The organism is Rugamonas sp. FW305-51 (assembly GCF_058786935.1).
On the sequence record NZ_JBYSZG010000035.1, the window covers coordinates 1 to 26,093 of the forward strand.

The 26,093-nt window shown below is 66.7% G+C and carries 20 protein-coding genes; 8 read left to right on the plus strand and 12 right to left on the minus strand.

Annotation, left to right across the window (positions count from 1 at the left end; all coding sequences use genetic code 11):
* From tagH to tagF, 3 genes are all read left to right on the plus strand, one after another.
* Positions 1 to 806, plus strand: an 806-nt coding sequence (tagH, locus tag AC3WOS_RS20785) for a type VI secretion system-associated FHA domain protein TagH (RefSeq protein WP_492718155.1), incomplete at its 5' end; no start/stop codon positions are given.
* A gap of 45 nt (positions 807 to 851) precedes the next feature.
* Positions 852 to 2,183: a type VI secretion system baseplate subunit TssK gene (tssK, locus tag AC3WOS_RS20790; RefSeq protein WP_492718157.1), complete on the plus strand. Its 1,332-nt coding sequence runs from the start codon at positions 852 to 854 to the stop codon at positions 2,181 to 2,183.
* A 12-nt stretch (positions 2,184 to 2,195) separates the two neighbouring features.
* Positions 2,196 to 2,903, plus strand: a complete 708-nt coding sequence (tagF, locus tag AC3WOS_RS20795; RefSeq protein WP_492718159.1) for a type VI secretion system-associated protein TagF — start codon at positions 2,196 to 2,198, stop codon at positions 2,901 to 2,903.
* Between the two features lie 73 nt (positions 2,904 to 2,976).
* On the opposite strand, the gene AC3WOS_RS20800 is transcribed toward tagF, so the two are convergent.
* Positions 2,977 to 3,849, minus strand: a complete 873-nt coding sequence (locus AC3WOS_RS20800) for a PP2C family protein-serine/threonine phosphatase (RefSeq protein WP_492718160.1) — start codon at positions 3,847 to 3,849, stop codon at positions 2,977 to 2,979.
* 122 nt (positions 3,850 to 3,971) lie between these two features.
* Between AC3WOS_RS20800 and AC3WOS_RS20805 the strand changes: the two genes are divergently transcribed.
* Together AC3WOS_RS20805 and AC3WOS_RS20810 are read left to right on the plus strand one after the other, a co-directional pair.
* Entirely contained in the window at positions 3,972 to 6,857 is a 2,886-nt protein-coding gene (locus AC3WOS_RS20805) for a serine/threonine protein kinase (RefSeq protein ID WP_492718161.1), read from the plus strand.
* A gap of 96 nt (positions 6,858 to 6,953) precedes the next feature.
* The gene (locus tag AC3WOS_RS20810) at positions 6,954 to 7,739 is read left to right on the plus strand and encodes a hypothetical protein (RefSeq protein WP_492718162.1); all 786 of its coding nucleotides are present in this window, start codon (positions 6,954 to 6,956) and stop codon (positions 7,737 to 7,739) included.
* On the opposite strand, the gene AC3WOS_RS20815 is transcribed toward AC3WOS_RS20810, so the two are convergent.
* The 6 genes from AC3WOS_RS20815 to AC3WOS_RS20840 form a co-directional block, all read right to left on the minus strand.
* Entirely contained in the window at positions 7,698 to 8,429 is a 732-nt protein-coding gene (locus AC3WOS_RS20815; protein WP_492718164.1) for a hypothetical protein, read from the minus strand. The two genes, AC3WOS_RS20810 and AC3WOS_RS20815, sit on opposite strands and share 42 nt — an antisense overlap.
* Positions 8,426 to 9,487 (minus strand): ABC transporter substrate-binding protein, encoded by a 1,062-nt coding sequence (locus tag AC3WOS_RS20820; RefSeq protein ID WP_492718165.1) that lies wholly within the window; start codon positions 9,485 to 9,487, stop codon positions 8,426 to 8,428. Before AC3WOS_RS20820 ends, AC3WOS_RS20815 begins: the two co-directional genes overlap by 4 nt.
* Positions 9,484 to 11,484, minus strand: coding sequence for an MFS transporter (locus AC3WOS_RS20825; RefSeq protein WP_492718166.1), 2,001 nt, complete (start codon positions 11,482 to 11,484; stop codon positions 9,484 to 9,486). The genes AC3WOS_RS20820 and AC3WOS_RS20825 overlap by 4 nt, the downstream gene beginning before the upstream one ends.
* Positions 11,481 to 12,170 (minus strand): hypothetical protein, encoded by a 690-nt coding sequence (locus AC3WOS_RS20830; RefSeq protein WP_492718167.1) that lies wholly within the window; start codon positions 12,168 to 12,170, stop codon positions 11,481 to 11,483. The genes AC3WOS_RS20825 and AC3WOS_RS20830 overlap by 4 nt, the downstream gene beginning before the upstream one ends.
* 169 nt (positions 12,171 to 12,339) lie before the next feature.
* The gene (locus tag AC3WOS_RS20835) at positions 12,340 to 13,266 is read right to left on the minus strand and encodes a lipase secretion chaperone (protein WP_492718169.1); all 927 of its coding nucleotides are present in this window, start codon (positions 13,264 to 13,266) and stop codon (positions 12,340 to 12,342) included.
* A 10-nt stretch (positions 13,267 to 13,276) separates the two neighbouring features.
* A complete protein-coding gene (locus tag AC3WOS_RS20840; RefSeq protein WP_492718171.1) occupies positions 13,277 to 14,191 on the minus strand; it encodes a lipase family alpha/beta hydrolase in 915 nt (304 codons plus the stop codon).
* 305 nt (positions 14,192 to 14,496) lie between these two features.
* Here AC3WOS_RS20840 and AC3WOS_RS20845 point away from each other — a divergent pair, with 305 nt between their 5' ends.
* Positions 14,497 to 15,153, plus strand: coding sequence for a TetR/AcrR family transcriptional regulator (locus AC3WOS_RS20845; RefSeq protein WP_492718173.1), 657 nt, complete (start codon positions 14,497 to 14,499; stop codon positions 15,151 to 15,153).
* Positions 15,154 to 15,206: 53 nt separating this feature from the next.
* On the opposite strand, the gene AC3WOS_RS20850 is transcribed toward AC3WOS_RS20845, so the two are convergent.
* Positions 15,207 to 17,528 (minus strand): penicillin-binding protein 1A, encoded by a 2,322-nt coding sequence (locus tag AC3WOS_RS20850; protein WP_492718175.1) that lies wholly within the window; start codon positions 17,526 to 17,528, stop codon positions 15,207 to 15,209.
* 235 nt (positions 17,529 to 17,763) lie between these two features.
* On the opposite strand from AC3WOS_RS20850, the gene glpD reads away from it, so the two are divergent.
* A complete protein-coding gene (gene glpD / locus AC3WOS_RS20855) occupies positions 17,764 to 19,302 on the plus strand; it encodes a glycerol-3-phosphate dehydrogenase (RefSeq protein WP_492718177.1) in 1,539 nt (512 codons plus the stop codon).
* 66 nt (positions 19,303 to 19,368) lie between these two features.
* On the opposite strand, the gene AC3WOS_RS20860 is transcribed toward glpD, so the two are convergent.
* Positions 19,369 to 20,874 (minus strand): peptide MFS transporter, encoded by a 1,506-nt coding sequence (locus tag AC3WOS_RS20860; protein ID WP_492718179.1) that lies wholly within the window; start codon positions 20,872 to 20,874, stop codon positions 19,369 to 19,371.
* 302 nt (positions 20,875 to 21,176) lie between these two features.
* Between AC3WOS_RS20860 and ppnN the strand changes: the two genes are divergently transcribed.
* Positions 21,177 to 22,547, plus strand: a complete 1,371-nt coding sequence (gene ppnN / locus AC3WOS_RS20865; RefSeq protein WP_492718180.1) for a nucleotide 5'-monophosphate nucleosidase PpnN — start codon at positions 21,177 to 21,179, stop codon at positions 22,545 to 22,547.
* A 182-nt stretch (positions 22,548 to 22,729) separates the two neighbouring features.
* Here ppnN and lysS read toward each other — a convergent pair whose 3' ends face one another.
* The 3 genes from lysS to prfB form a co-directional block, all read right to left on the minus strand.
* On the minus strand, positions 22,730 to 24,259 hold the full coding sequence (lysS, locus tag AC3WOS_RS20870) for a lysine--tRNA ligase (RefSeq protein WP_492718182.1): 1,530 nt from the start codon (positions 24,257 to 24,259) through the stop codon (positions 22,730 to 22,732).
* 23 nt (positions 24,260 to 24,282) lie between these two features.
* On the minus strand, positions 24,283 to 24,969 hold the full coding sequence (locus AC3WOS_RS20875; RefSeq protein ID WP_492718183.1) for an HAD family hydrolase: 687 nt from the start codon (positions 24,967 to 24,969) through the stop codon (positions 24,283 to 24,285).
* 3 nt (positions 24,970 to 24,972) lie between these two features.
* A protein-coding gene (prfB, locus tag AC3WOS_RS20880) for a peptide chain release factor 2 (protein WP_492718185.1) occupies positions 24,973 to 26,077 on the minus strand; the annotation gives its coding sequence in 2 pieces (ribosomal slippage) (positions 24,973 to 25,995 and positions 25,997 to 26,077; 1,104 coding nt in all).
* Between the last annotated feature and the right edge of the window lie 16 nt (positions 26,078 to 26,093).

The window sequence follows — 26,093 nt, forward strand, 5'->3', positions numbered from 1 at the left end:
GCCCCGGCCCCGGCCCCGGCCCAGCGTTCGACCCCGGTCATGCATCGGTGCAGGCACACGCGCAGGAAACCGTGGCGGTGCGCGCTCAGGCGCCGGACTATGTCGCCCCAGCCGAGCAATCACCCGTCGCCCCAGCCGCGCCTACTCCTGTCGCCCACACCCCGGCGCCGGCTGCCGCCAGTGCGCCCGCAACCGCCGGCGCGCCGCAGGGCGCCGATATGCAGGTGCTGCAAGCGTTGCTGCGTGGCCTGGGCGTGCCCGACATCACGCCCGCGCGCGCGCCCGCCGAAACGGCCGAACTGGTCGGCGCCATGCTGCGCGAAGCCGTGTCGGGCACCATGGCCGTGCTGCTGGCACGCGCCATGACCAAGCGCGAAACGCGGCTGGAGGTGACGGTGCTGGGCGCCCATGCCAACAATCCGCTCAAATTCTTCCCCGACGCCGAGACGGCATTGATGCAGATGCTGACCGGGACCGGGGGTGGCTACATGCCGCCCGTGAAAGCCATCGGCACCGCCTTCGACGACCTGAAGTCGCACGAGCTGGCCGTGATCGCCGGCATGCAGGCGGCGCTGGCGGGCGTGCTGGCGCGTTTCGATCCGGCCCGGATCGAGGCGGCCATGGAGCCGGGCGGCGTGATGGACAAGATGATGGGCGCCAGCCGCAAGGCCAGGATGTGGGACCGCATGGTGGAGCAGTACGGCACCATTGCGCGCGAGGCGGACGACGACTTCCAGCGCCTGTTCGGCGACAAGTTCGCGGCCGCCTACGAGGAGCAGATAGGAAGGCTGCAGCGGAAGAACTGAACATCGAACGTACACTTTACCGTAGCGTTAAACAAGCGAGAAGCCATGTCATGGAATCGTAAAGTCATCTGGTCCGAGGGAATGCTGCTGCAGCCGCAGCACCTGCAGCAGCACGACCGTTATCTGCAAACCCAGCTCGAGGCGCGCGTGGCGCGGCTGCGTGCTTATGCCTGGGGCTTTTCCTCGCTGCGGATCGACGAGCAGCAGCTGGCGCTGGGCAAGCTGGCACTGCTGTCCTGCCATGCCGTGCTGCCCGACGGTACGCCGTTCACGCTGCCGGCCGACGACGACCTGCCGCTGCCGCTCGACATCCCGGAGGATGCCCGCAACGTGCTGGTGGTGCTGGCGCTGCCGGTGCGCCGGCCCGGCATCGCGGAGACGGGCAACAGTCCGGCGCCCGACAATTTTGCCCGCTACGGCACGGTGGACCACGAGGCCTGGGACAGCAACGGCATCGACAACAGCGCCCTGATGCAGGTGGGCCGCCTGCGCCTGCGGCTGGCGCTGGAGCCGGAAGTGGCCAATGCCTACGCCTGCCTGGGCGTGGCGCGCGTGATCGAACGCCGGCCCGACAACCGGCTGGTGCTGGACCCGGAATACTGCCCGCCGTGCCTGGACCTGCGGGTGGCGCCCCGGCTGGGCGCCTTTGCCGATGAACTGGTCGGCCTGCTGCACCAGCGCGGCGACGCGCTGGGCAACCGCCTGTCCCAGCCCGGCGCGGCCGGCGCGGCCGAAATCGCCGACTTCCTGCTGCTGCAGCTGATTAACCGCAGCGAGCCCCTGTTCGGCCACCTGGCCACCATGACGGGGCTGCATCCGGAGGAGTTCTTCCGCGAGGCCGTGCAGCTGGCCGGCGAGCTGGCCACCTTCAGCCCCGTCAACAAGAGGGCGCAGCAGTATCCCGTGTACCGGCACGACCAGCTGCGCGAGAGTTTCCAGCCCGTGATCGACGACTTGCGCGAATCGCTGTCGTTGGTGCTCGATACCCACGCCGTCCCGATCGCGCTGGAAGAGCGCCAGTTCGGCATCCGGGTGGCCGTGATGCGCGATCCGGAGCTGGTCAAGTCGTCCACCTTCGTGCTGGTGGTGAACGCGCAGGTGCCGCCGGAGACGATACGCTCGACCTTCCCGCGCCAGGTCAAGATCGGCTCGGTGGAGAAGATACGCGACCTGGTCAACCTGCAGCTGCCCGGCATCGCGCTGCGCCCGCTGCCGGTGGCGCCGCGCCAGCTGCCGTTCCATGCCGGTTTCACCTATTTCGAGCTGGACCGCAACAGCGAATACTGGCAGCAGCTGTCCACCTCCGCCGGTTTCGCCATGCACGTGGCGGGCGACTTTCCCGGGCTGCAGATGGAGTTCTGGGCCATCCGCAAATAACGGGGCGCGTTCATGGACGATCTCACCGCTGCCGTCGGCTTCGGCCCCACGGCCGGATTTTTCGGCAAGGTCACCACGCATGGCGACTTTGTCGCGCGCCGCCTGCCGCCGGCGCTGGTGGGCCTGTGGGACGCCTGGCTGCAGGCCGGGCTGCAGGCCAGCCGCGAACTGCTGGGCGCACGCTGGCTGGACGTCTATCTCACCAGCCCGATCTGGCGTTTTGCGCTGGCGCCCGGCGTCTGCGACGAACATGCGTGGGGCGGGGTGCTGATGCCCAGTGTGGACCGGGTGGGGCGCCATTTCCCGCTCACCATCGCCGCCGGCGCATCCGGCGGGGCGGCCTTGCTCGATTGGCTCAGCTGCGGCCAGGCATGGTACGAACAGGCCGAAGCCCTGGCCCTGTCCACGCTGCAGGACGGCTTTGTGCTCGACCGGTTCGACGCCGCCGTGCAGGCGCTGGCGCCATTGCCGGACGCGCCGCTGGCGGGCCGGCTGGGGACGGCGGAGTGGCGGCTGGAGCTGTCCTCATTCGACGCGCTGGCCGGCCTCGCGCCGCAAGTGTCGGCCGCCGCGCTGCGCGGCCATAGCCTGTGGTGGACGGAAGGATCGGCCCAGGTGGCGCCGTCGCTGCTGATGTGCCGCGGCTTGCCCGCGCCGGCCGTGTTCGGCGGCATGCTGGCGGGGACGTGGCCCGAGGCGGGCGACGCCGGCCCGGCCTGAAACGGAGTGGCGCGGGCCGCCGTGGCGTTGGCGGCGGCGCGCCGGCCTGGCGCACGGCCCGGTGCCCGGCTCCTCAGCCGGTACACATGACCAGCAAGGCCGTGATGTTGTCGCGGCTGCCGTCGCGCTTGGCCATCTCCACCAGTTCGGCGCAGCAGCGGTCCAGATTGTGCTCGGTGGCGCCGGCCAGGATGGCTTCGATCCGGCCCGGCGCCGACTCGCCATACAGGCCATCGCTGCACAGCAGGTAGACATCGCCCGGCATCATTACCTGCGACTGCAGTTCCGGCACCAGGTCCGGCGCCGGTCCCAGCGCCTGCAGCAGCAGGTTGCGCGGCGGGAGCGGGGGCGGGGCGCCGGCATCGAGCGCCTGCTGGAACAGGGTCTGGTCGTGCGTGATCTGCACCAGGCGGCCCTGGCGGTAGCGGTACAGCCGGCTGTCGCCCACATGGAACACGAACATGGGGCCGTCCGGCGGCAGTTGCCACAGCCCCGTCAGCGTGGTGCCCATGCCGCTGCCGTCGGCCCGGTCCTGGGACAGGTTGGTCTGGTACATGCGGTCGTTGGCATATTCCACCGCGTCGTGCAGGGTGATCATGGCTTTCATGGCCGCGTCGGACCAGGTGGCGTCCGGATCGGCCAGGGCCGGATCGAAGGGCGTGGCGCGGAACAGGGGCACCGTGCTTTCGCCGCCGGGCGGGGTGGCGGGCGCATCGCGCGCGGCGCGGACGAAGTTGTAGACCAGGTTGAGCGCGTCGGTGCTGGCCACTTCGCCGCCGTTGTGGCCGCCCATGCCGTCGGCCACCATGACCAGCCCCAGGTCGGGCGCGATGTAGAAATTGTCCTGGTTCGATTCGCGCACAGTACCGATATCGGTCAGCCCGAACGCGACGCCGAAATCGAGCCGGTGCAGGACGGACGGCGATAATTGTTTCCAGTTGTCCAAGGTGTCTCCTGGCCAGAAAAAACGCAACCGCGAAGATGACTTTTCGCCAATGGCGAAGTATCCCATGCTAGCATGAGCAATGCATCAGATCGATGTAAATTCCTCAAAAAAAGTGGAACCGCATGGACCGGAGCGCCGACAGTCCCCTATCCGATGAGGCCGGCCTTGGCGCGGGCGATCGCGCGGCCATGCTGGCGCGCCGGGTAGCCGCGCTGGAAACGGTGGTGGTCCTGGAGCGGCGCCTGCGCGAGGTGCACGCGGCAGCGGCGCGCAGCGCCCACAGCCAGCTGGCCGCGCTGGCTGGGCGGCCGGCGGCCGGCGCGGCGCTTGATGGCGATACGGCGGCCACTGCAGCAGCCGCCAGCGCGCACCAGCAGCCGGTGTTGCGGTATGACGACGACGCGACCCGGCTGGCCAGCAGCGGCCTCCGGGGCGACGACGCGACGCGGCTGGCCCACAAGGACGACGACGCGACCCGGCTGGCCCACAGCGCCCCCCAGGACGATGACGCGACCCGGCTGGCCAACAGCGCCTCCGAGGACGACGACGCAAGCCGGTTGGCACCGCGCGGCCATCAGGATAACGACGCGACCCGCCTGACGCCCGCAGTGCCCCACGATGACGACGCGACCGGCGTGGCCGGGGCGATGCGGATGGATGATGCGACCCGCATCGCGGCTAGCGGGATGGAAGCGAAGGGCAGCGTGTCGCTGGCGGCGGTGCGCAATGCCGCGGCGGTGGGTGTGCCGCCAGCCACACTGTCGCAGCCGCCGCGCAGCGTGCTGCCGGCCGTGCCGCCGCCCGCAGGCGCCGCGCCCGGGGTGGAGCTGCCGTTGGCGCTGAGCCCCGGCTTCCAGCTGTTTGAATACCGCATCGACGCCGTGCTGGGGCAGGGCGGATTCGGCATCACCTACTTGGCCACGGACGTCAACCTGAACGCCAGGGTGGCGATCAAGGAGTATCTGCCGGGTGATTATGCCACCCGCGCATCGGACCATTCCGTCTCGCCGCGCTGGGCCGCGGACAGCGAATTCTACCTGAGCGGACTGGAAAGCTTCCTGGTCGAGGCGCGCACGCTGGCCACGTTCCGCCACCCGAACATCGTGCGCGTGGCGCGTTTTTTCGAGGCCCATCGGACCGCCTACATGGTGCTCGAATACGAACGCGGCAAACCGCTCAAGCAGTGGTGGGAGCGGCACCGGGCAACGCCGGAGCCGCAGCTGCTGTCGCTGCTCCATCCTCTGCTGGACGGCCTGGCGCTGGTGCATGAATCGGGCTATCTGCACCGCGACATCAAGCCGGACAACATCTACGTGCGCAAGGAGGACGGCAGCCTGGTGCTGCTCGACTTCGGCGCCGCGCGGCAGACGGCCGGTGGCGCGCAGCAGGTGGCCGACGTGGTCACGCCAGGCTATGCGCCGCCGGAACAATACGATGGCGGCCCGCAGGGACCGTGGACCGACATCTATGCGCTGGGGGCGACGCTGTACTGGATGGTCACCGGCAGCAAGCCGGCGCCTGCGCCGGAACGCCAGCACGGCGTGGCCCAATATGTTCCGGCGCGGGAGGCCGCGGCGGGCAAGTACAGCGCCGCCTTCCTGTTGGCGATCGACGAGGCGTTGATGCTCGATCCGGCGCAGCGGCCGCAAACCATCGCCGACTTCGGGCGCAGCCTGTTTGCGGCCCATACCGGCAGCCTGGGGTTGCAGGACGCCTTGCGGGTGGGGGAAATGGAGGCGCAAAAGCGGCTGACCAAGGGCGTGCGCCGTTTCGGCCGAGCCGTGTGGCGGCCCGCCTCCTGGCCGCTGATGGTGAAGTTGGCGCTGGCGCTGGTGCTGGCCGCGCTGCTGCCGATGACGATCACGGCCTATTACAACCTGCGCGCCAGCGTGGCGACCGTGTCGGCCAGCGAACTGCGCAACCTGGAGAGCCTGGCGCAAAGCACGGCCGGACGAGTGGCACAGCTGCTGGGCGACTCGCGCCACCTGGCGGCCTATCTGGCGGCCGATCCGGTCTTCATCGACTACCTGCGCGCGCCAGGCGCCGCCGGCAGGGAGGCTGTCTATGGGCGTCTGCTCAGCGTGGTCCAATCCAATCCCGATGTGCACCTGATGTTCCTGATGAACGGCGATGGCGAGGCGCTGGTGTCGAGCGAGCCCGGTGTGGCGGGGCTGAATTTCAAGTTCCGGCAGTACTTCCAGGAGGCCATGCAGGGGCGTCCGTTCACCACCGGCGTGATAGTTGGTTCCACCGAAGGCAAGCCGGGCGTCTATTACGCCAATCCCGTGTTCGACGCCAGACATGCCGTGATCGGCGTGGTGGTCTTGCGGATCAAGGGTTCGACGATAGGGGCCATCCTGGACCAGGTGCGGGCCAACAGTTCGCGTCAGCCGTTCATGATCGACGGCGACGGCGTGCTGGTGCAGTATCCGGACGAGCGCATGCTGTACCGCAGCCTGGCGCCGCTGCCGCGTGCGGCGCTGGCGCGCATCGTGGCCGACCAGCGTTTCCGGCGCCACCGCATCGAAAGCCTGCAGATGCCGGAGCTGGCCCAAGCCATGGTCGGCGCACATGCCACGGGCAGCATCCGCTACCGCTCCACGCTGACGGGGGTGGACGAGTATGCCGGCTTTGCGCCCGTTGCCGGGCATGACTGGGTGGTGGGCGTGACCGAGTCGCGCCAGCGCTTTGAGGCGCCGCTGCGTCACCTGTTCGACAATGTGCTCTTCAGTGTGGCCCTGGTGGGGCTGGTGTTTCTGTTGCTGGCGCTGTGGTTCGCGCGCAGCATCGTACGGCCGGTGGCGCGGCTGACGGAGGCCGCCAACGCGCTCAAGGAGGGGGACTATGAGCGGGCCAACATCCAGGTCACTTCCAGCGACGAGATCGGCCAGCTGGCCCGCACGTTCAATGTGATGATAGACGTGCTGCGCCAGCGCGAGCGCGAACAGCGGCGCGGCGGCCTGGGACGAAAACGGACCGGCGCCGGTCAGGGGCGCGGGGAAAGCTGAGACGGCAAGGCCGTCCGCACGATTGAGACCGCGCAAGCGCGCGTGACTACGACGGTGCTAGTTTGATGTTTTCGGGGCGGCGAAGACGGGGACATCATGCAAGAGGACAATAGCACGGAGACCATTGAAAGCGCACGGCGCGGGGCCTATGATGAAACACAGGCGCGGGTGGCCAAAATCGAAGCGCGCCTGTCGGTAGTCGAGGTTGATATGGCTGTGACGCGCTCCACTTATGTCAGCAAGGACGATCAACATCGCATGAGCGACGAGATGCATGCGATCAAGCTGGAATTGCTGAGTGCGTTTCATAGGCATAAAGAAGAAGTGAATACGGCGCTGCACGGGCTAAGGGAAGAATTGCTCGCGGCGCTACACGCGCTGGATGAAAAGTTGACCCGGGAGTTGCATCAGCAGCGGGACGAATTTACCACTGCGATGCGTGCTCAGGATGAGCGGTTCACCAAGGCGTTGCATGATCAGGATGAACGGCTCATCAAGGCGTTACGCGACCAGAAGGACGAGCTGACGGCCGCCCTGCACCAGCAAGGGACCGAATTGACGGCCGCGCTGTACGCTCAGAAGGTTGAGTTCTCAACTAATTTGCACCAGCAGCAGCTTGAATTCAAGACCGCCTTACACGAACAGAAAGTTGAATTCAGCACAGCCCTGCGGGAACAAAAGGAAGAGCTCAGCAAGAGTCTGCAGCAGGGCACTAACGAATTGCGCGACAAGCTGGACGCCAGTCTGGAGAAATTCTCGACCGAGATGCACAAGCAGCGCACCGACATGCTCAAGACGATCAACCGGCAAACCTGGGGGCTGTACGCTTTCATGTCCGTGTTAATCGCCGGGGCCTACCTGTTGCTGCGCACCACCGGATGAAAACCCATCATGGCCCGGCTCGGCCGGCGCCGGCTTGCCGTATTCGATATGCCACGCCTTGGCATAGTCCTGTTGGCAGCCGTAGCCGAGCAGGCCTTCGGCCAGCGCCATCCGGTGGCCGATATGGTCCGCCGCCGCCACCTTGAGCGCGAGCTGCCATTGCTGGCGGGGCTGCAGCAGATCGCGCGCCATCAACAACCGGGGCAAACCGCCGTAGATGGTGGCATAGCCATGCACGGCGTAACCGTGCAGCAGCAGGCCGCGCAGGCTGCGCATGTTTTCCGGCGTCACCGTGGCCAGCACCAGCGTGCGGCCCAGCGACCGCGCCAGTTCGCCCCGTGCGTCAATCGCTGCGCCGTGCAGGCTCTGGCCCCGCCACTGGGGCAGCGAGGCGGCGCCGTCCAGCGCGCAGGCCCGCAGGCAGTCGGCCGGGTTCAGCGCCAGCAGGCCGGCCAGGTGCGTCACCGTCTCCGACCTGATGCCCAGCACGCCGTACGCGATCAGCTGGTCGCCGGCAAAGCAGCCCAGGATGCGCCCCAGCATGTGGATGTGCTGCTCGAAATGGGACAGGCTGTCCGGCCGCACCATGCCGGCCGGGGTGGCCGCGAACACCTGGGCGTGCAGGCCCCAGGCGGCAGACGCTTCTTCCTGGCGCAACGGGCGCCAGCGAAATGGGCTGTCGCCGCTCACCGCAACAGCTCCGCGTAGTTGATGACCTTGAGGGGCGGGTAGAGACTGAGCTTGTCCGCCACCGACATGTTGACCAGGTAGGAAAAGCGGGCCAGCGTTTCCACCGGTATCGCGGTGGGTGGCACATGGTGGACCAGGATCCGGGCCGCCTTGTGGGCCGTGAGCCGACCCACGCTCTCGTAGCCCGACACCAGTCCGAACAGGGCCTTGCCGTCGCGTAGCTGCACTTCCGTGGCGGCGAAGGTGGGCAGGCGCTGCGCCAGGGCGGCCTCCGTCAGCGCCTTGCGGTTGGCAGCGAGGAAGCTGTCCGGCCCGATGTACAGCAGCTGGGTGCCATAGGCGGCCAGGGCGGCCACCAGCCGGGGCAGGGTGGCCGCCTCAGGCTGTCCCCTGGCGTCCAGCGGCACCGGTTTTTCCACCAGCTGCAGGCGGTGCGCGGCGGCCGTGGCGCGCCATTCGGCCACGTTCTGCACCGAATTGGGTTCGGCCGGATTGTAGATCACGGCGATCCGCTCGAACGGGCGGTAGGCCCGGATGGCGCTTAACTGCTGCTGTAACGGCACCACATGGCAAGCCCCGGTCAGGTTGCGGCCCGACGAGGCGAGCGACCTGACCAGGCCTGAACCCTGTGGCGAAGCCACCATCGTGAAGACGATAGGGATATCCGTCACGTGGACGGCGGGATCGACGGCGCCTTCGCGTCCGGCCACGGCCAGCGTCACCGGCGTGCCCCAGGTGTAGATCAGGTCCGCATGCAGGGCGCGTGCTTCGGCGACCAGTTGCGGCACCCTGGCAATGTCCTGCGCCACGTCGCGCACGACCAGGTCCACGGCGATGCCGTTGACGGCGAAGTAGTCGCGGAAGCCTTGCTCGACGGCGCTCTGGCCCCGGTACAGCATCATGTAGATGCGGAACGGGCGCGGACCGGCAGCCAGCGCCGGCGTGGCCAGCCAGGCGCAGGCGGCACCGGCCGCGCGCAGCAGGGCGCGCCGCGGCGGTGCTGGCGGCGACGGCGATGGTTGTGGCGGGCGTGGTGCGGCCGGCGTGGCGGCCGTCATGACATCCCCTCCCGGTGCAGCCGCCGCGGCCTGGACGGCCACAGCGTGGCCGCGAACAGCAGCGTAGACGCCAATCCCGCAGCGCCCAGGATCAGCATGGCGTCGGCCGCGCCGTAGCGCACCACCAGCGCGCCGGTGACGATGGGGCCGGCGGCGGCGCCCAGGCGTTCGATCAGGCGGAACACGCCCATCACGGGGCCGCTGCCCGCGTCCAGCGTTTCGTTACGGGTCACGCGGGCGACCAGTACCAGTTGCGCGGAGATGCTCATGGCCTGGCCTATGCCCAGTCCGGCGATGCCCAGCAGGACCGCTTGTGCGCCGGCGCCGCGCATGGCCGACAGCATGCCCAGCGCCGTCAGCAGCCCGCCGCCGGCCACCATGGCGCCGTAGGCGTTGTAGCGGTCGGCCAGGTGGGCAAACAGCGGCGCCAGCAGCAGGCAGCACAGGCCATAGAGCATGGTGTAGCGGCCGATTTCCGACTTGGAGTAACCCAGTCCGTTCAGCAGCACCGGCACCAGGAAGATCAGGAAGCCGGAATACAGGAACTTGGCCGGTATGCCCGACAAGACGGTGAGCGCCACAAAGCGGCGGTTGCGGGCCAGCTTGCGCAGGGGCGCGCGCTGGCGGGCCTTGGGTGCGGCAGCGCTGTCGTCGAGCACTACGCCGGCGATCAGCGCGGCCGCCAGCGCGATGGCCGCGCCCAGTGCGAATACGAGCCGGTAGCCCAGCCGGTCGGCCAGGATGCCGCCCACGGCGGGCGAGCAGATTTCCGCCACCATGATGGCGCCCACGAACAGGGCCATGCCGCGGCCCCGGTTGGCGCTGTCGGTGCTGTCGAACACATAGCCCTGGCAGGCCATGAACATGACGGCGTAGCCGACGCCCGTGACGGCGCGCGCGGCCAGCAGCACCCAGTATTGCGGCAGCAGGGCGGTGGCGGCCAGCCCGGCGACGACCAGCAGCGCGCCCGTCACATAGCTGCTGCGCCGGCCTGCGCGATCGGACCAGTGGCCGGCGGCGGGCATGCTCAGCGCCACGCCGAGCAGGAAGGCCGTCACCGGCAGGCTGGCGCGCAGGCCTGCCGGCAGCGCCATGCCCGGCAGCGGCAGCGTGGTCGCATAGACGGGCAGGAAGGGGCGCGACAGCATTTCCGCAAACATGAACAGGAAACTCAGCACCCGCACCAGCACGATGCGCTGCTGCGTCAGTTCGCCATCGGCGCCGCTGTCCCCGAATGCGTAGCTGCGCCGCAGCTGTCCCAGCGCCGCGGCGGCGCTGTCCTGGCGCGCCGCGTCGCGCTGGCCGGTCGCCAGCGCCGCCAGCTTTTCGTAGCCCTGGTTGACGGCGGCCGCGATCGCGCCCAGGCGCAGCGCCAGCGGTTCGCTGCCCTGCGGCAGGCGTGGACGGCGAAAGTCGCCCGCCGCCAGGCGCGTCATCATGGCCGCGATCTGGCGCATCGGGGCGGTGAAGTTGAGCGTGACGACGAACCACAGCACTTCAAACGCGATCAGCACGCTGGCCAGCAGCACGATGCCGATGTCGTAGCGCAGGTCGCGCACGCGGGCGGCCAGGTAGCTGCGGCCCACGCCCACGTGCAGCCGGCCGACGATGGCGCCGTGCAGCCGCAAGGGCACCGGCTGGTCGATGTAGGTATCCGGCGCGCCGCCGTCCTGGCCGGCGCGGAACAGCACCGCGTCGTCCGCGTCGCTGACGCGCAGATAGGCGAGGTCCGGATTTTGCCTGAGGACATCGGCAAAATACTCCGGCACCCCTTCCAGCCGCGCCAGCGGGATGCCGTAGCCGAGCGCCCGTTCCAGCCTGGACGACAGCGACAGGGCGGCCGTGCGCGCCTTGCTGCCCAGCTCCGGCAGCAGCCTGTCCTCGGCACGGGTCCACGCGTAGTACGACAGGGCCAGCTGCGTTACCACCAGCAGCGCCAGCGCGAACGCGAACAGCTGGCGCACCGGCCGCGCGTACAGGCGCTGGCCGGGCGTCACTGGCGTTCCCCGGCCACGTCGGCGCAGGTGATGGCGCGCGTGGCGCGGTCCAGTTCCTGCAGTGCGCCGTCGGCGCGCTCGCGCGCCTGGCCGGCCAGGGTGGCCGCTTCGGCGTCGGGGTGGGGCGGTAGCGGGGTGTGGGCCAGGGCCGATTCGATGCTGTCCACGGTGCGGCCGATGCGGCGCATCCAGAACCGGATCGCGCACCATGCCAGCACGGCACCGGCGGCAGCGATCAGCGCGGCGGCCCGCGTCAGCTGGCGCGCGTAGGCCGCGACCGACAGTTCCTGGGCCTGGCGTGCATAGCGCAGTTCGATCGCGCCCATGGTGACGCCAAAGTTGTTCGACAGGGGGGTGCGCAGCGTGGCGCCGCCGGTCGCGTGGCCCGTGCTGAAGACGGGCACGCCGGCTGCATCGACCACGCGGATGCCGACGATGGCATCGTCCTGGTGCGCCTCCCGTTCGATGGCCGCCTGCGCGTTGCCCAGGCCCTTGACGGGCAGGCCCAGGTCCAGCCCCGTTTCCAGGTTGTCGCGCAGGTCGTCGAGGATCAGGTGCAGGCGCGATTGTTCCAGCTCGTTGAGCGTGCGATCGAGCTTGCCGACGCTGAGGTAGGCGTTCAATCCGATCGCCAGGGCGCCGATCAGGACGATGGGCGCGGTAATCGTGACGCTGAGCCGTGACATCGCCATGCCGCACCCGGATGATGTTGAATTGACAAAAATTGTAGCACCGAACGGGGGCGGCGCGTCAATGCGGTAAGGCCATGTGGCGGGCAAGCCGCACTGCCTGCCACGCTCCCACCCGTCCTGCTCCGCCACCGCCCATCCGGGCTACCCCGGCTGCCGGGACGACCTATTCGTAGGCCGGCAGCCGTTTCTGCTCCAGCGGCGTGAAGCCGGCATCGCGCAGCTGCTGCAATTCCTCCGCCGTGGCCGGCGTGGCGCGCGCCTGCAGCTGGCGGCGCTGGGCCTGGTAGCTGGCGATGCGGCGCTGCCAGTCGGCCTCGTCGCGGTCCAGCTCCGCCAAGCGGTCGGCGGCGGCCGGCGACAGGGTGGCCGCGCGCAGCTGGTAGATTTCGTTGTCACCCGCGCCCTGGGCACGGCGCCGCTGCACTTCATCCTCCAGCCGCACCACGCGGGTGGGCGCTTCGCGTTCTTCGCGCAGCGCGGGCGGCAGTCTGGCGTCCAGCGCGGCCAGCTTTTGCTGGCGCTGGGCCGGCGTGAGGCTGGTGTCGGCATTGATTTCCAGGCGGGCGATGGCGTCCGTGTCGTAGGCGTCGCTGGCGCCGAACAGGCCATCGCTTTCGTCCTGGCTGAAATAGCGGTGGCGCAGCTGCTGCATCGCCTCCAGCCGCGCGCGCGCGCCGGCCGTCAGGCTGGCCGGCTTGGGCAGGCTGCGTTCCAGCTCCACCAGCGCGCGCTTGTAGTCGAGGTATTGCCCCAGCAGGCGGCGCGCCTCGGCGGCCGGGCCGGGTTTCAGGCGGCGATCGAGCTCGCGCCCGATCTCGACCCGGATCGCTTCGAGCGGCTTCTCGCCCAGGCCCGCCAGATAATAGTCGAACAGGTGCGCCAGTTCGGCGTCGACCACCAGCTTGTCGGCGCCGTTCTGGCGCACCTCGCCGTCGGGCGTGGTGCCTTCCTGCGAGCGCACGAACGCAAAATAGTTGGGGTCGGAGCGGGCGGTCTGGGCCGGCGCCTCCGGCTGGTGCAGCGTGAAATACAGGGCGCCGGCGGCCATGGCCAGCCCGCCGGCCCGCAACAGGTTTGCGCGTGCGTTCATGCGTCCTCCCTTACAGGCCCAGGCCCTGCAGGCGGTTGGCCTGCTGGCGGAAGACGGTGACCGGGCTCGTTTCGAACAGATTGGTGATGCCTATCATCTGGTTCACCTCGTCCAGGTGGTTCATGGCGTAGTCGTCGCGGATCACGCGGCCCAGGTGACTCGAGCAGCTGGCCACCAAGCCATCGTTCTTGGCGCCGTTGAAGGCCAGCGAGGTCAGGGCCAGCACCGGATCGCTGATGTCGAAGATGTTGGTGTAGGGCTGGGCGCCGCTCCACGAGAAGTAGTACACGCCGTTGACCTGGTAGGCGCCTTCGCCGCAGGCCGTGGTGGGCACGCCTTCCGGATGGCGGCTGTTGAAGGCGGCCGTGCCGGCCGTGCTGAGCGACTGGGCGGCCGCCACGGCATCCTGCGGCAGGGTGGGGCTGCCGGACAGGAAGCTGATCAGGCCTGCCACCGCGTTGGCCAGCGTGTAGGTCACGTCCGGCACCGCGCCGATCAGCACATCGGCCACGCGCGAACCTTTGTTCACGCCGCCCACGCTGCTGACCGAGGCCACCAGGTCGGGCCGCACGGAGGCCACGTAGCGGGCCGTGGGGCCGCCGTGGCTATGGCCGATCAGGTTGACCTTGGTGGCGCCGGTGGCGGCCAGGATCTGCTTGACCTGGGTCAGCAGCTGCTCGCCCCGCACTTCCGTGCTGTTGGCGGCCGATACGGTGGTGATGTAGACCCTGGCGCCGCCGCTTTGCAGGCCGGAGGCGATGCCGTAGAAGTAGTCCACCGGACCGAGGCTGTCGAAGCCGAACAGGCCGTGCACCAGCACGATGGGGTATTTGGTCTGGGTGTAGCCGGTGGCCCACGACGACGCGGGCAGGGCGGTGAGGGCGATCAGTAACAGTGACAGGTATTTCCAGAAGCGTTTTTTCATGGTGTCTCCGTGAAGGTTGTAAAGGCAGGGACGGCCGTTGCGCCGCGCACGTTGCGCCGTGGCGGCGGCATACGCACCCCGGCGGCGACCGTTCCTTCCCGCTCTGCGTCGGGAATAAAACGAGCGCTCGCTCGGTTTTTTCAATGTAACATTGTCGTTAGGTTAATTTTTAGCGTTGGTCGAATGCGGCCCGCAAAATTGGAAAATCGGCCGGGGACAGTTGTTTTCCTGCGTTATAATCATCCCCGAATTTAATCTTCGGGGCGACCTTGCCTGTCCACTTCACTTTTCAGCAGTTCCAGCGCATGACGCCACTCGACGGCGTCAATATCTGGGCCTTCCTGCTCGACCGCTACGCCGACCGCATCGGGGTCAAGCGCCGCCGGCCGGCGCTGGAGAATCTGGAAAAAATCTTCAACGCCACCTTCCGCCTGGCCAACGAGGTTGGCTTCCGGGCCATGAACCTGCGCGACCTGTGCCGCGAGACGGGCTTGTCGATGGGGGGCTTGTATGGCTACATCAGCGGCAAGGACCAGCTGGCCGAGATGATAGAGGAGGTGGTGCGCCACGCGACCCAGGAAGTGCCGCGCATGTTCGCCCACGTGACCGACCCGCTGGACCGGCTGGAGGCGCTGATACGGGCCTCGATCTTCCTGTCCGAGATCCTGCAGCCGTGGTTCTACTTCGTCTACATGGATTCGCGCGCGCTGCCGCCCGAGCAGCGCGCCATGGCCAAGGATTCGGAACTGTATGTGCAGACGCTCATTACGGGCATCATCAACAGCGCCGAGCCGGGTCCGCCCGGGGTGGCGCCGCTGCTGGCGGCCCACTGCATGGCCGTGTTCCAGGACTGGTACGTCAAGCGCTGGAAGTACCGCGCCGCCAAGGTCACGCCCGACCAGTTTGCCGAGAGCACGGTGCGCTTCGTGCGCAGCTACCTGACGGCGGCGCGCGCGGCCTGAGGCCGCGCGGCGCCTTGCGCGCTGCTGGCGCGTCCTTCACGACCGATTCTTCCCTAGTTGGTGGCCGGCCTGTCTGCCGCCGGCGCGTCGGGCTCCGGCGCCGCGTCGCCCATGTCGAGCGAGTGGACGGCGGCGTCGCCCATGAATTCATCGTACAGCCATTCGCCATCGAGCTGGGTCAGGCCGGCCGGCACCGGATGTTCCTGCGGCGGGCGCCGTTGCAGCGCCACGCGCATGTAATCCATCCAGATCGGCATCGCCACCGTGGCGCCGAATTCGCGCCCGCCCAGCGACTTGGGATCGTCAAACCCCATCCAGGAAACGGCCACGATGCCGCCGCCATAGCCGGAGAACCAGCCGTCCACCGCGTCGCTGGTGGTGCCGGTCTTGCCGGCGATGTCGGGCCGTCCCAGCTTGGCCGCCGCGGCGCCGGTGCCGCTGCGCGTCACTTCGCGCAGCATGCTGTCGGTGACGTAGGCGTTGCGCGGATCGATCACGCGCGCGTTTTCCTGCAGGCCGGCGGGCGGCGCGGTTTCCGAGATCACGGCGCCGTTGCCGTCGACGATGCGCGAGATCAGGTAGGGCTCGATCTGGTAGCCGCCGTTGGCGAACACCGCGTAGGCCCCGGCCAGCTGCAGCGGGGTGACGGCGCCCGTGCCCAGCGCCAGCGTCAGGTTCTTGGGCTGGCGGCCCAGGTCGAAACCGAACTTGCCCAGGTAGTTGTGCGCATAGCCGACCGTGACGTTGCGCAGGATGCGCACCGAGGCCACGTTCTTGGACTTGGCCAGGGCCGTGCGCATGGTGATCGGGCCGTCGTAGACGCCGTCGTCATTGCCGGGCCGCCAGCTCTCGTTGCCTGTCTCGGCGCCGGTCAGTTCCAGCGGCGCGTCGTTGATGATGGTGGCCGGCGAAAAGCCCTTTTCCAGCGCCGACGAATAGATGAAGGGCTTGATTGAGGAGCCGGGTTGGCGCCATGCCTGCGTCACGTGATTGAACTTCTGCAGGTTGTAGTCGAAACCGCCCACCAGCGCGTGGTAGGCACCCGTGGTGGCGTCGATCGACACGAAGGCGGCCGCCACCTGCGGCACCTGTGTGATGACCCAGGCGTTCTTCTCGCCGTGCATGATGCGTACGATGGCGCCGGGGCGCAGCTTGAAGCCGTCCTTGGCGCCGGCGGCCAGCGCGGGGGCGGCCAGGCGCAGGCCGTCGCCGGCAATGTCGATCTCCTGGCCGAACGGGTCCTGCACCTTGACGCTCTTTGCGCCCGCGACCAGCACCACGGCCGGGATCAGGCGGTCGCTGCCGGGGCGCTTCTGCAGCGCTTCCTCGATGACGTCGTCGCGCTCCTCTTCGCCGGCCGGCAGCTCGATGAACGCTTCCGGGCCGCGGTAGCCGTGGCGCTGGTCGTAGGCCAGCACGTTGCGGCGCACCGATTCGTAGGCTGCATCCTGGTCGGCCTTGAGGATGGTGGTGTAGACGCTGATGCCCTTGTTGTACGACTCGTCCTTGAACTTGGCGTAGACCACCTGGCGTGCCAGTTCGGCCACGTATTCGGCGTGGGTGTCGAATTCCTGGCCGCGGTTGTTCACGCGCAGCGGTTCGTGCAGGGCCTTCTGGTACTGGGCTTCGGTGATGTAGTCCAGTTCGCGCATGCGTTTCAGCACCACGTGCTGGCGCTGCTTGGCGCGCTTGGGATTGACGGCCGGGTTGTGGTGGGCCGGGTTCTTGGGCAGCCCGGCCAGCATGGCCATTTCGGCGATGCTCAGGTCCTTGAGCTGCTTGCCGTAGTAGACCTGGGCCGCGCTGCCGAAGCCGAACGAGCGCTGGCCCAGGTAGATCTGGTTCATGTACAGCTCCAGGATCTGGTCCTTGCTGAGCGCCGCTTCGATTTTATAGGCCAGCATGACTTCGTTGAGCTTGCGGCCGATGACCTTGTCGCGCGTGAGGAAGAAATTGCGGGCCACCTGCATGGTGATGGTGGAGCCGCCCTGGCGGAAGCCGCCGGCCAGGTTGGAGCGGGCCGCGCCCAGCGCGCGCACCCAGTCGATACCGCCGTGTTCATAAAAGCGCGTATCCTCGATGGCCAGGATGGCCTTCTTCATCATCTCCGGCATGTCCTTGATGGGGATGAAGTCGCGGTGCTCCTCGCCGAATTCGCCGATCAGTACCTTGTCGGCCGTGTAGATGCGCAGCGGGATCTTGGGCCGGTAGTCGGTGATCACGTCCAGCGATGGCAGGTTGGGCGCGATGGCCAGCAGCAGATAGGCTGCCAGCAGGCCGGCGGCGATGAGGCCGGCGAGGACGATGGCGATCAGGCCGCGGACGATGTTACGGCGCTTGAACAACTGGGATGCAGCAGGCAGGGTAGCACTCAAGACAAGATTCTCATGGTTGCGAAGTGGGGGGGATTATAGACCAATCGCCCACGCCCGCCGCGATTCGCCGTCGCGTACGGCGCGCGCGGCCAGGCCGGTGGCCACGGCGGCTGCCGTGGCCGGGGCGTGCGGACGGACGCAGGATAGACGGCGGCCGGCGGGTGTATTTATAATGGTTTGAACGGCAACCGGCGCCATGGCCTTCGGCCCATGGCCCAAGTGTATCGGGGACGATATGACCGAACCGCAGCATACGATAGATTGCGACGTCCTGGTGGTGGGCGGCGGCATCAACGGCGCCGGCATCGCGCGCGACGCGGCCGGGCGCGGGCTGTCGGTCGTGCTGTGCGAGAAGGACGACCTGGCTTCGCACACGTCGTCCGCCTCCACCAAGCTGATACACGGCGGCCTGCGCTACCTGGAGTATTACGAATTCAGCCTGGTGCGCAAGGCCCTGCTCGAGCGCGAAGTCCTGCTGCGCAGCGCGCCCCACATCATGCGCCCCCTGCGCTTCGTGATGCCGCACGCGCAGGGCCAGCGGCCGGCGTGGATGATACGGGCCGGTCTGCTGCTGTACGACAGCCTGGCCCGGCGCGAGCTGCTGCCCCCGTCGGCCGGCATATCGCTGCGCTGCCATCCGGCCGGCCAGCCGCTCAAGCCTGTCTTTACACGCGGCTTTGTCTATTCCGATGGCTGGGTGGACGATGCGCGGCTGGTGGTGCTCAACGCGATCGACGCGGCCGAGCGGGGCGCCACCGTGCTGACCCGCACCAGCTGCCTGTCGGCCAAACGCGAGGGCGGGCGCTGGCAGGCCATGCTGGACAAGGTCGATTGCGGCAGCATCCGGATCAACGCCCGCTGCCTGGTCAACGCGGCCGGGCCCTGGACGGCAGCGTTCCTGCAGGCGGCCGTACCGCAGGCGGAACCGCGCCCGCTGCGCCTGATCAAGGGCAGCCATATCGTCGTGCCGCGCATGTTCGAGCACGAATACGCCTATATCTTCCAGCATCCGGACGGGCGCATCGTGTTCGCCATCCCCTACGAGCAGGACTTCACGCTGATCGGCACCACCGACCTCGATTACCAGGGCGATCCCGGCCAGGTGGCCATCACGCAGGAAGAAATCGGCTACCTGTGCGAACTGGCCAGCTATTACTTTGCCGCGCCGGTGGTACCGGCCGACGTGGTGTGGAGCTATTCCGGCGTGCGCCCGCTGGTGGAGGACGAGGCGGCCGACGCCAAGGCCGTCACGCGCGATTACCGGCTGGAGGTGGAGCAGGACGGCGCACCGCTGCTGAGCGTTTTCGGCGGCAAGATCACCACCTTCCGCAAGCTGGCCGAGGAGGCCGTGGACCTGATCGCGCGCGCGCTCGACAACCGGCATGGCGGCTGGACGGCGGGCGCCTGCCTGCCGGGCGGCGATCTGTTCGGCGCCGCGCCCCAGAGCCGCTCCGTGCTTGAATTCGCGGATTGGCTGCGCGAACAGCAGTTGCACTACGGCTGGCTGCCGTCCCAACTGGTGGCGCGCTATGCCCGCGCCTACGGCACCCGCATGCACACGCTGCTGGCCGGGACGGAGGCGCCCGGCGCCATGGGCGAGGAAATCGTCGCCGGCCTGTATGCGGCGGAAGTGGAATACCTGCGCCGCTACGAATGGGCGCGCAGTGCGCAGGACATCCTGTGGCGGCGCTCCAAGCTGGGCCTGCACCTGCCGCCCGATGCGGCAGACGTCCTGCAGGACTGGCTAGCTGGCCACCCGATGCGCAAACCCTGAACCACCGGCCCAAAAGCAAACGGCGGCCCGCGGGCCGCCGTACTTGTACTCAAGCTCTGTAGCGGCTTATTTGACGCCGTGCATCAGCTTGTTGATCAGGGGAGCGATCAGGAACAGCAGGATGCCGCCGGCCATCAGCGAGTAGAAGCCCATGGTGTAGCCTTCCAGCGCCGACGACACCGACATGCCTTTTTCGCCGCTGACGAAGCTGGCGAAGATGCCCGACAAGTTGTTGCCGATGCCGGTGGACAGGAACCAGCCACCCATGCCCAGGCCCACCAGGCGGGTCGGGGCCAGCTTGGTCACCATCGACAGGCCGATAGGCGACAGGCACAGCTCACCGACGGACTGGATCACGTAGACCATGAACAGGGTCCAGAACGGGATCTTGTTGTGCACGTCGACCAGCGACGACAGGGCGAACATCAGCAGGCCGAAGGCGACGCCGTTGAAGATCAGGCCCAGGCCGAACTTGCGCGAGATCGAAGGATTGATGTTCTTGCGGCCCATGGCCACCCAGATGAAGGCGATGATCGGCGCCAGCGTGATGATGGCGATCGAGTTCACGCTCTGGAAGTAGGCATTCGGGAACTCCCAGCCGAACATCATGCGGTCGACGATCTTATCGGCCAGGAAGGTGAACGAGCTGCCGGCCTGTTCGAAGAACATCCAGAACATGATATTGAAGAAGAAGATTAGCAGCATGGCGATGACCTTGTCGCGCGCCACCTTGCCGTTGCGGATACCCTCGATCAGCAGCATGACGGACAGGCCGATGAACAACACCGACAGCACGCCTTGCAGGCGGTTGGCGCCAACGGCCAGCAGCAGGTACACCAGCGGGATCACGCACAGCGCGCCCAGGGCCACCCACAGCATGCGCTTGGGGTCCTGCATCTGCGCTTCGGGAGCGCCGATGCCTTTCAGGCCGCGGCGGCCGATGCTGAACCAGAAAAGGCTGATCAGCATGCCCACGCCGGCGGAGATGAACACCACCTTATAGGCCGGCATGCCGCCGGTGCCGAAGATTTTGGTGGCCAGGAACTCGGTCAGCACCGGTGCGATCAGCGCGCCGGAGTTGATGCCCATGTAGAAAATGGTGAAGCCCGAATCGCGGCGCGTATCGGCCAGCGAGTACAGTTTGCCGACCATGGTCGAGATGTTCGGCTTGAACATGCCGTTGCCGACGATGATGGTGGCCAGGCCGAACTTGAAGATGTTCGGGTCGGGCAGCGCGATCATGAACAGGCCTGCGGCCATGAAGATGGCGCCGACGATGATGGAACGCTGGTAGCCCAGCACGCGGTCGGCCACGTAGCCGCCGAACAGGGCGCCCGCATACACGAGGGCCAGATAGGAACCGTAGGTCAGGTTGGCGGACGATTCGCCGGCCGCATCGCCGTTGAAGAACTGGGCGACGATGTAGAGCACCAGGGCCCAACGTATGCCGTAGAAAGCGAAACGCTCCCAGAACTCGGTCATGAACAACATCCAAAGCGGAGCTGGGTGTCCCATGATCTGTTTGAACTCGGGGACAGCGACTTCCTGGTTAGGGGTGGTAGCACCGCTCATGCGGTTTCTCCTAAAAATTATTATGGTCGATAAAATGGGTGGGAAGCCACATCCTGGCTGGGTAAGCCTATGGGCGCAACGATCCACACCGGTCTTCCGGGTGCGGCATTTTAATCTACAAATCAGTCGCGGCGCACCTTTTGAATAGTCGCCAGCGAAAAAATGTCTTTTGTGCTAATAATATCCGCGGCGCCGCACCGCGGCGGCGCCCTGCAATCTCCGGCCCCAAACGGGCCGAGTTGTCGTATATTGGCACTGCAAGCCATCACGTTGCAGCGAATCTGAATAAGGATTTTTGTATCATGGAACATGACGTTGTCGATACCCTGATCGCGCCTGAAGGACAGCTGGAAGTACTGTCCAAGGCCGAAGTAAACAAGCTGCTCGACACCAGCCAGGGCGGCCTCTATAACATCTTCCGCAACTGCGCACTGGCCGTGCTCAATTGCGGCAGCACGATCGACGATGGAAAGGAACTGCTGGAGCGTTACACGTCGTTCGACATCAGCATCATCCAGCGCGAACGCGGCATCAAGCTCGATATCAAGGGCGCGCCGGCGATCGCCTTCGTCGACGGCAAAATGGTCAAGGGCATACACGAGCACCTGTTTGCCGTGCTGCGCGATATTATCTTCGTCAGCAACGAGGTGACGGACAACCCCGAATTCAATCTTGACAGCACCGAAGGCATTACGGACGCGGTGTTCCACATCCTGCGCAATGCCGGCATCCTCAAGCCGCAGATCAATCCCAACCTGGTGGTGTGCTGGGGCGGCCACTCGATCAACCGCGCCGAGTACAACTACTCGAAAGAGGTGGGCTACCAGATGGGCCTGCGCGGGCTCGATATCTGCACCGGCTGCGGGCCGGGCGCGATGAAGGGCCCGATGAAGGGCGCCACCATCGGCCACGCCAAGCAGCGCATGGACACGGGCCGTTACCTGGGCATCTCCGAGCCGGGCATCATCGCCGCCGAATCGCCCAACCCCATCGTCAACGCGCTGGTCATCATGCCGGACATCGAAAAGCGGCTGGAAGCGTTCGTGCGCACGGGTCATGGCATCGTCGTGTTCCCTGGCGGCGCCGGCACGGCCGAGGAGATCCTCTACATCCTGGGCATCCTGCTCCATCCGGACAATGCGGAGATCCCGTTCCCGCTGATATTCACGGGGCCGGAAACGTCGCGCGAGTACTTCGTGCAGATCAACCAGTTCATCCACGACACGCTGGGGCCGGAAGCGCAGCAACGCTACAAGATCATCATCGACGATCCGGAACTGGTGGCGCGCGAGATGCAGGCCGGGATCAAGCAGGTGCGCGAATTCCGCAAATCGCGCAGCGACGCCTACTATTACAACTGGCTGCTGAAGATCGACCACGAGTTCCAGAAGCCGTTCGCGCCCACGCACGAGAACATGCGCAACCTGAGCCTGCACAAGAACCAGGAAGTGCACCTGCTGGCGGCCAACCTGCGGCGCGCCTTCTCCGGCGTGGTGGCGGGCAACGTGAAAGACGAAGGCATCCGCGCGATCGAAAAGCACGGCCACTTCGAAATCCACGGCGACGCCTCCATCATGGGGCCGATGGACGCGCTGCTGGCATCGTTCGTCGCGCAGCACCGCATGAAGCTGGCGGGCAAGCACTACACCCCCTGCTACCGCGTGATCCAGTAACTCAATAATGGGGTACGTCCCCATTTCTGCGAATGGGGATGGAAAAATGGGGACGTACCCCTTTTCCGCTTTTCCAAAGAATGGGGTACGTCCCCATTTCTGCGTCCCCATTTCTGCCATTTCTGCGAAAAAGCCGCCCGATCTTGCGATCGGGCGGCTCTTCTTTTGGGATGACGCTGCGATTACTCTTCGCGGCGCAGGTGCGGGAACAGCAGCACGTCGCGGATGTTGGGCGAGTCGGTGATGATCATCATCAGACGGTCGATGCCGATGCCGCAACCACCGGCTGGCGGCATGCCGTATTCCAGCGCGCGGATGTAGTCGGCGTCGTAGAACATGGCTTCTTCGTCGCCGGCGTCCTTGGCCGCTACCTGGGCCAGGAAGCGGGCCGACTGGTCTTCCGCATCGTTCAGCTCCGAGAAACCGTTGGCGATCTCGCGGCCGACCATGAACAGCTCGAAGCGCTCGGTGATGCCGGGCACGGTGTCCGAGGCGCGCGCCAGCGGCGACACTTCGACCGGGTAGTCGATGATGTAGGTCGGCTCCCACAGCTGCGATTCAGCCGTCTCTTCAAACAGCGCCAGTTGCAGCGCACCCAGGCCCGAGTGGGCGTGCGGCTTGACGCCGAACTTGGCCAGTTCGGCCGTGATGAAGGCGGCGTCGTGCAGCTGCTCGTTGGTGTAGTGCGGTGCGTACTTGTTGATCGCGCCAACGATGGTCAGGCGGTGGAACGGCTTGGCCAGGTCCAGCTCGCGGCCGCCGTAGGTCAGGGTGGCGGTGCCGTGGGCGTCGATGGCGGCCTGGCGGATGACCGCTTCCGTGAAGTCCATCAGCCACTTGTAGTCGGTGTAGGCCGCGTAGAACTCCATCATCGTGAATTCAGGATTGTGACGGATCGATACGCCTTCGTTGCGGAAGTTGCGGTTGATCTCGAACACGCGGTCAAAGCCGCCCACCACCAGGCGCTTCAGGTACAGCTCGGGCGCGATACGCAGGTACATTTGCATGTCCAGCGCGTTGTGGTGGGTGATGAATGGCTTGGCCGCCGCGCCGCCGGGAATGGTGTGCAGCATCGGCGTTTCCACTTCCATGAAGCCGTTCTTGTCCATGAAGCGGCGGATCGACGAGATGGCGGCGGTACGGGCCTTGAAGGTGCGGCGCGTCTCTTCGTTCATGATCAGGTCCACGTAGCGCTGGCGGTACTTGGTTTCCTGGTCGGCCAGGCCGTGGAACTTGTCGGGCAGCGGACGCAGCGACTTGGTGATCAGGCGCAGCTCGGAAACCTTGATGGTCAGTTCGTCGGTCTTGGTCTTGAACAGGGTGCCGACCACGCCCAGGATGTCGCCCAGGTCGTAGTGGTGCAGGGCGGCCATGGCCGCTTCGCCCGTCAGGTCCAGCGTGGCGTAGATCTGGATGCGGCCGTCGGCGCGCGGGCCCGAGGCGTCCTGCAGGGTGGCAAAGGCGGCCTTCTTGCCCGCTTCGCGCTTGAGCATCATGCGGCCGGCCAGCACCACGGTGACGGGATTGGCTTCCAGCTCCTCACGCGACTTCTGGCCGTACTGCTCGTGCAGGTCGGCAGCCTTGTGCTCGGGCTTGAAGTCGTTGGGGAAGGCGACGCCCTGTTCGCGCAGGGCGGCCAGCTTGACGCGGCGCTCGGCGATGATCTTGTTTTCGTCCGGGGCGGCTGCTTGTTCTTGAAGATCCGTAGTCATGTTGTTCTCGTAGATTGATGTATTTAGATTGCGGTGGCTGCCGGTGCGGCGGCAAACAGCTGCTCGATATCGAGCTCGCTGAAGTCGCGCGCGATGCAGATCACGTTGTCGAATTCGGCAAAGGCTTCGGCGGGCAGCGTGGTGGTCAGCGCCACGGCGCGCATGCCGGCGCGGCGCGCCGCTTCCACACCCAGCGGCGCATCTTCGAACACGATGCTGTGCGCGGGCAGGGCGCCGCTGCGCTCGGCCGCCAGCAGGAACACGTCCGGGTTCGGTTTGCCGCGCGCCACGTCGGCGGCGCCCACCACGGCCTTGAAGTGGCTGCGCAGAGCCAGCCCGTCGAGCGTGAAGGTGATGTTGTCGTTGGGCGCGGCCGTGGCCACGGCCAGCGCCACGCTGCGACTCTTGGCGGCGGCGATGAACTGGTCGAAGCCGGGCACGGTGGCCAGGTGCGGTGCGTACAGTTCGCGGTACAGCGACTCTTTTTCAAAATCGAGCAGCGCGCTTTCTTCCTTCGTCAGGTGATCGCCCAGGTAGTGGCGCATGATCTCGTGCCCCTGGCGGCCGGCGGTGGCGCGGAAGAATTCGTCCGCATCGATCTGGTGGCCACGGCGTTCGAAAAAGGCGATCCACGACTGGGTGTGGAAGGCCATATTGTCGACGATCGTGCCATCCATGTCGAAGATGAATGCGCGCTGCTGATTTGCCATGCTTTATACGCCTTGCTTGAGGGAGGCCGAGATGAACTCGTCCAGGTCGCCGTCCAGCACACCCTTGGTGTTGCCGGTTTCGAAGTTGGTGCGCAGGTCCTTGATGCGGGACTGGTCCAGCACGTAGGAACGGATCTGGTGGCCCCAGCCCACGTCGGTCTTGGAGTCTTCCAGTTTCTGCTGCTCGCTCATGCGCTTGCGCAGTTCCTGTTCGTACAGCTTGGCCTTCAGCATTTCCATCGCTTCGGCGCGGTTGCGGTGCTGCGAGCGGTCGTTCTGGCACTGCACCACGATCCCGGTCGGCAGGTGGGTCAGGCGGACGGCGGAGTCGGTCTTGTTGATGTGCTGACCGCCGGCGCCGGATGCGCGGTAGGTATCGACGCGCAGGTCGGCCGGATTGACTTCGATGTCGATCGAATCGTCCACCTCAGGGTACACAAACAGCGACGTAAACGAGGTATGGCGGCCGTTGGCCGAGTCGAACGGCGACTTGCGCACCAGGCGGTGCACGCCCGTTTCCGTGCGCAGGTGGCCGTAGGCGTATTCGCCTTCCACCTTCAGGGTGGCGGTCTTGATGCCGGCTACCTCGCCGTCGGACTGTTCCATGATCTCGACCTTGAAGCCCTTGCGTTCGCAATAGCGCAGGTACTGGCGCAGCAGCATCGAGGCCCAGTCCTGGGCTTCGGTACCGCCGGCGCCGGCCTGGATGTCGATGAAGCAGTTGTTCGGGTCCATCGGATTGTTGAACATCCGGCGGAACTCCATGCCTTCGATGACCTTGCGGATTTCCTCGGTATCGCCGATGACCGCTTCCAGCGTGTCGTCGTCGTTTTCTTCCTTGGCCATGGCGAACAGGTCGTTCATGTCGGCCAGGTCGGCGTGGGCCTTGGTGAGGGCGAACACCACCGATTCCAGCGACTTCTTCTCTTTACCCAGGTCCTGGGCGCGCTTGGGATCGTTCCAGACCGTGGGGTCTTCCAGTTCTTCGTTGACTTGCTCTAGTTTCTCTGACTTTTTATCGAAGTCAAAGATACCTCCGAAGTTCGGCTTCGCGCGTCGTGAGATCGGCGAGCAGGGCGGAGAGGGCGTTGATGCGTTCGGCTTCCATATTGGATCTTTTCTAG

Excerpts from the sequence above, each read along its gene's own strand:
- tssK (WP_492718157.1), top strand. The coding sequence starts at position 852 with ATGTCATGGAATCGTAAAGTCATCTGGTCCGAGGGAATGCTGCTGCAG.
- tagF (WP_492718159.1), top strand. The coding sequence starts at position 2,196 with ATGGACGATCTCACCGCTGCCGTCGGCTTCGGCCCCACGGCCGGATTT.
- AC3WOS_RS20805 (WP_492718161.1), top strand. The coding sequence starts at position 3,972 with ATGGACCGGAGCGCCGACAGTCCCCTATCCGATGAGGCCGGCCTTGGC.
- AC3WOS_RS20810 (WP_492718162.1), top strand. The coding sequence starts at position 6,954 with ATGCAAGAGGACAATAGCACGGAGACCATTGAAAGCGCACGGCGCGGG.
- AC3WOS_RS20820 (WP_492718165.1), bottom strand. The coding sequence starts at position 9,487 with ATGACGGCCGCCACGCCGGCCGCACCACGCCCGCCACAACCATCGCCG.
- AC3WOS_RS20830 (WP_492718167.1), bottom strand. The coding sequence starts at position 12,170 with ATGTCACGGCTCAGCGTCACGATTACCGCGCCCATCGTCCTGATCGGC.
- AC3WOS_RS20835 (WP_492718169.1), bottom strand. The coding sequence starts at position 13,266 with ATGAACGCACGCGCAAACCTGTTGCGGGCCGGCGGGCTGGCCATGGCC.
- AC3WOS_RS20840 (WP_492718171.1), bottom strand. The coding sequence starts at position 14,191 with ATGAAAAAACGCTTCTGGAAATACCTGTCACTGTTACTGATCGCCCTC.
- AC3WOS_RS20845 (WP_492718173.1), top strand. The coding sequence starts at position 14,497 with ATGACGCCACTCGACGGCGTCAATATCTGGGCCTTCCTGCTCGACCGC.
- glpD (WP_492718177.1), top strand. The coding sequence starts at position 17,764 with ATGACCGAACCGCAGCATACGATAGATTGCGACGTCCTGGTGGTGGGC.
- AC3WOS_RS20860 (WP_492718179.1), bottom strand. The coding sequence starts at position 20,874 with ATGAGCGGTGCTACCACCCCTAACCAGGAAGTCGCTGTCCCCGAGTTC.
- ppnN (WP_492718180.1), top strand. The coding sequence starts at position 21,177 with ATGGAACATGACGTTGTCGATACCCTGATCGCGCCTGAAGGACAGCTG.
- lysS (WP_492718182.1), bottom strand. The coding sequence starts at position 24,259 with ATGACTACGGATCTTCAAGAACAAGCAGCCGCCCCGGACGAAAACAAG.
- AC3WOS_RS20875 (WP_492718183.1), bottom strand. The coding sequence starts at position 24,969 with ATGGCAAATCAGCAGCGCGCATTCATCTTCGACATGGATGGCACGATC.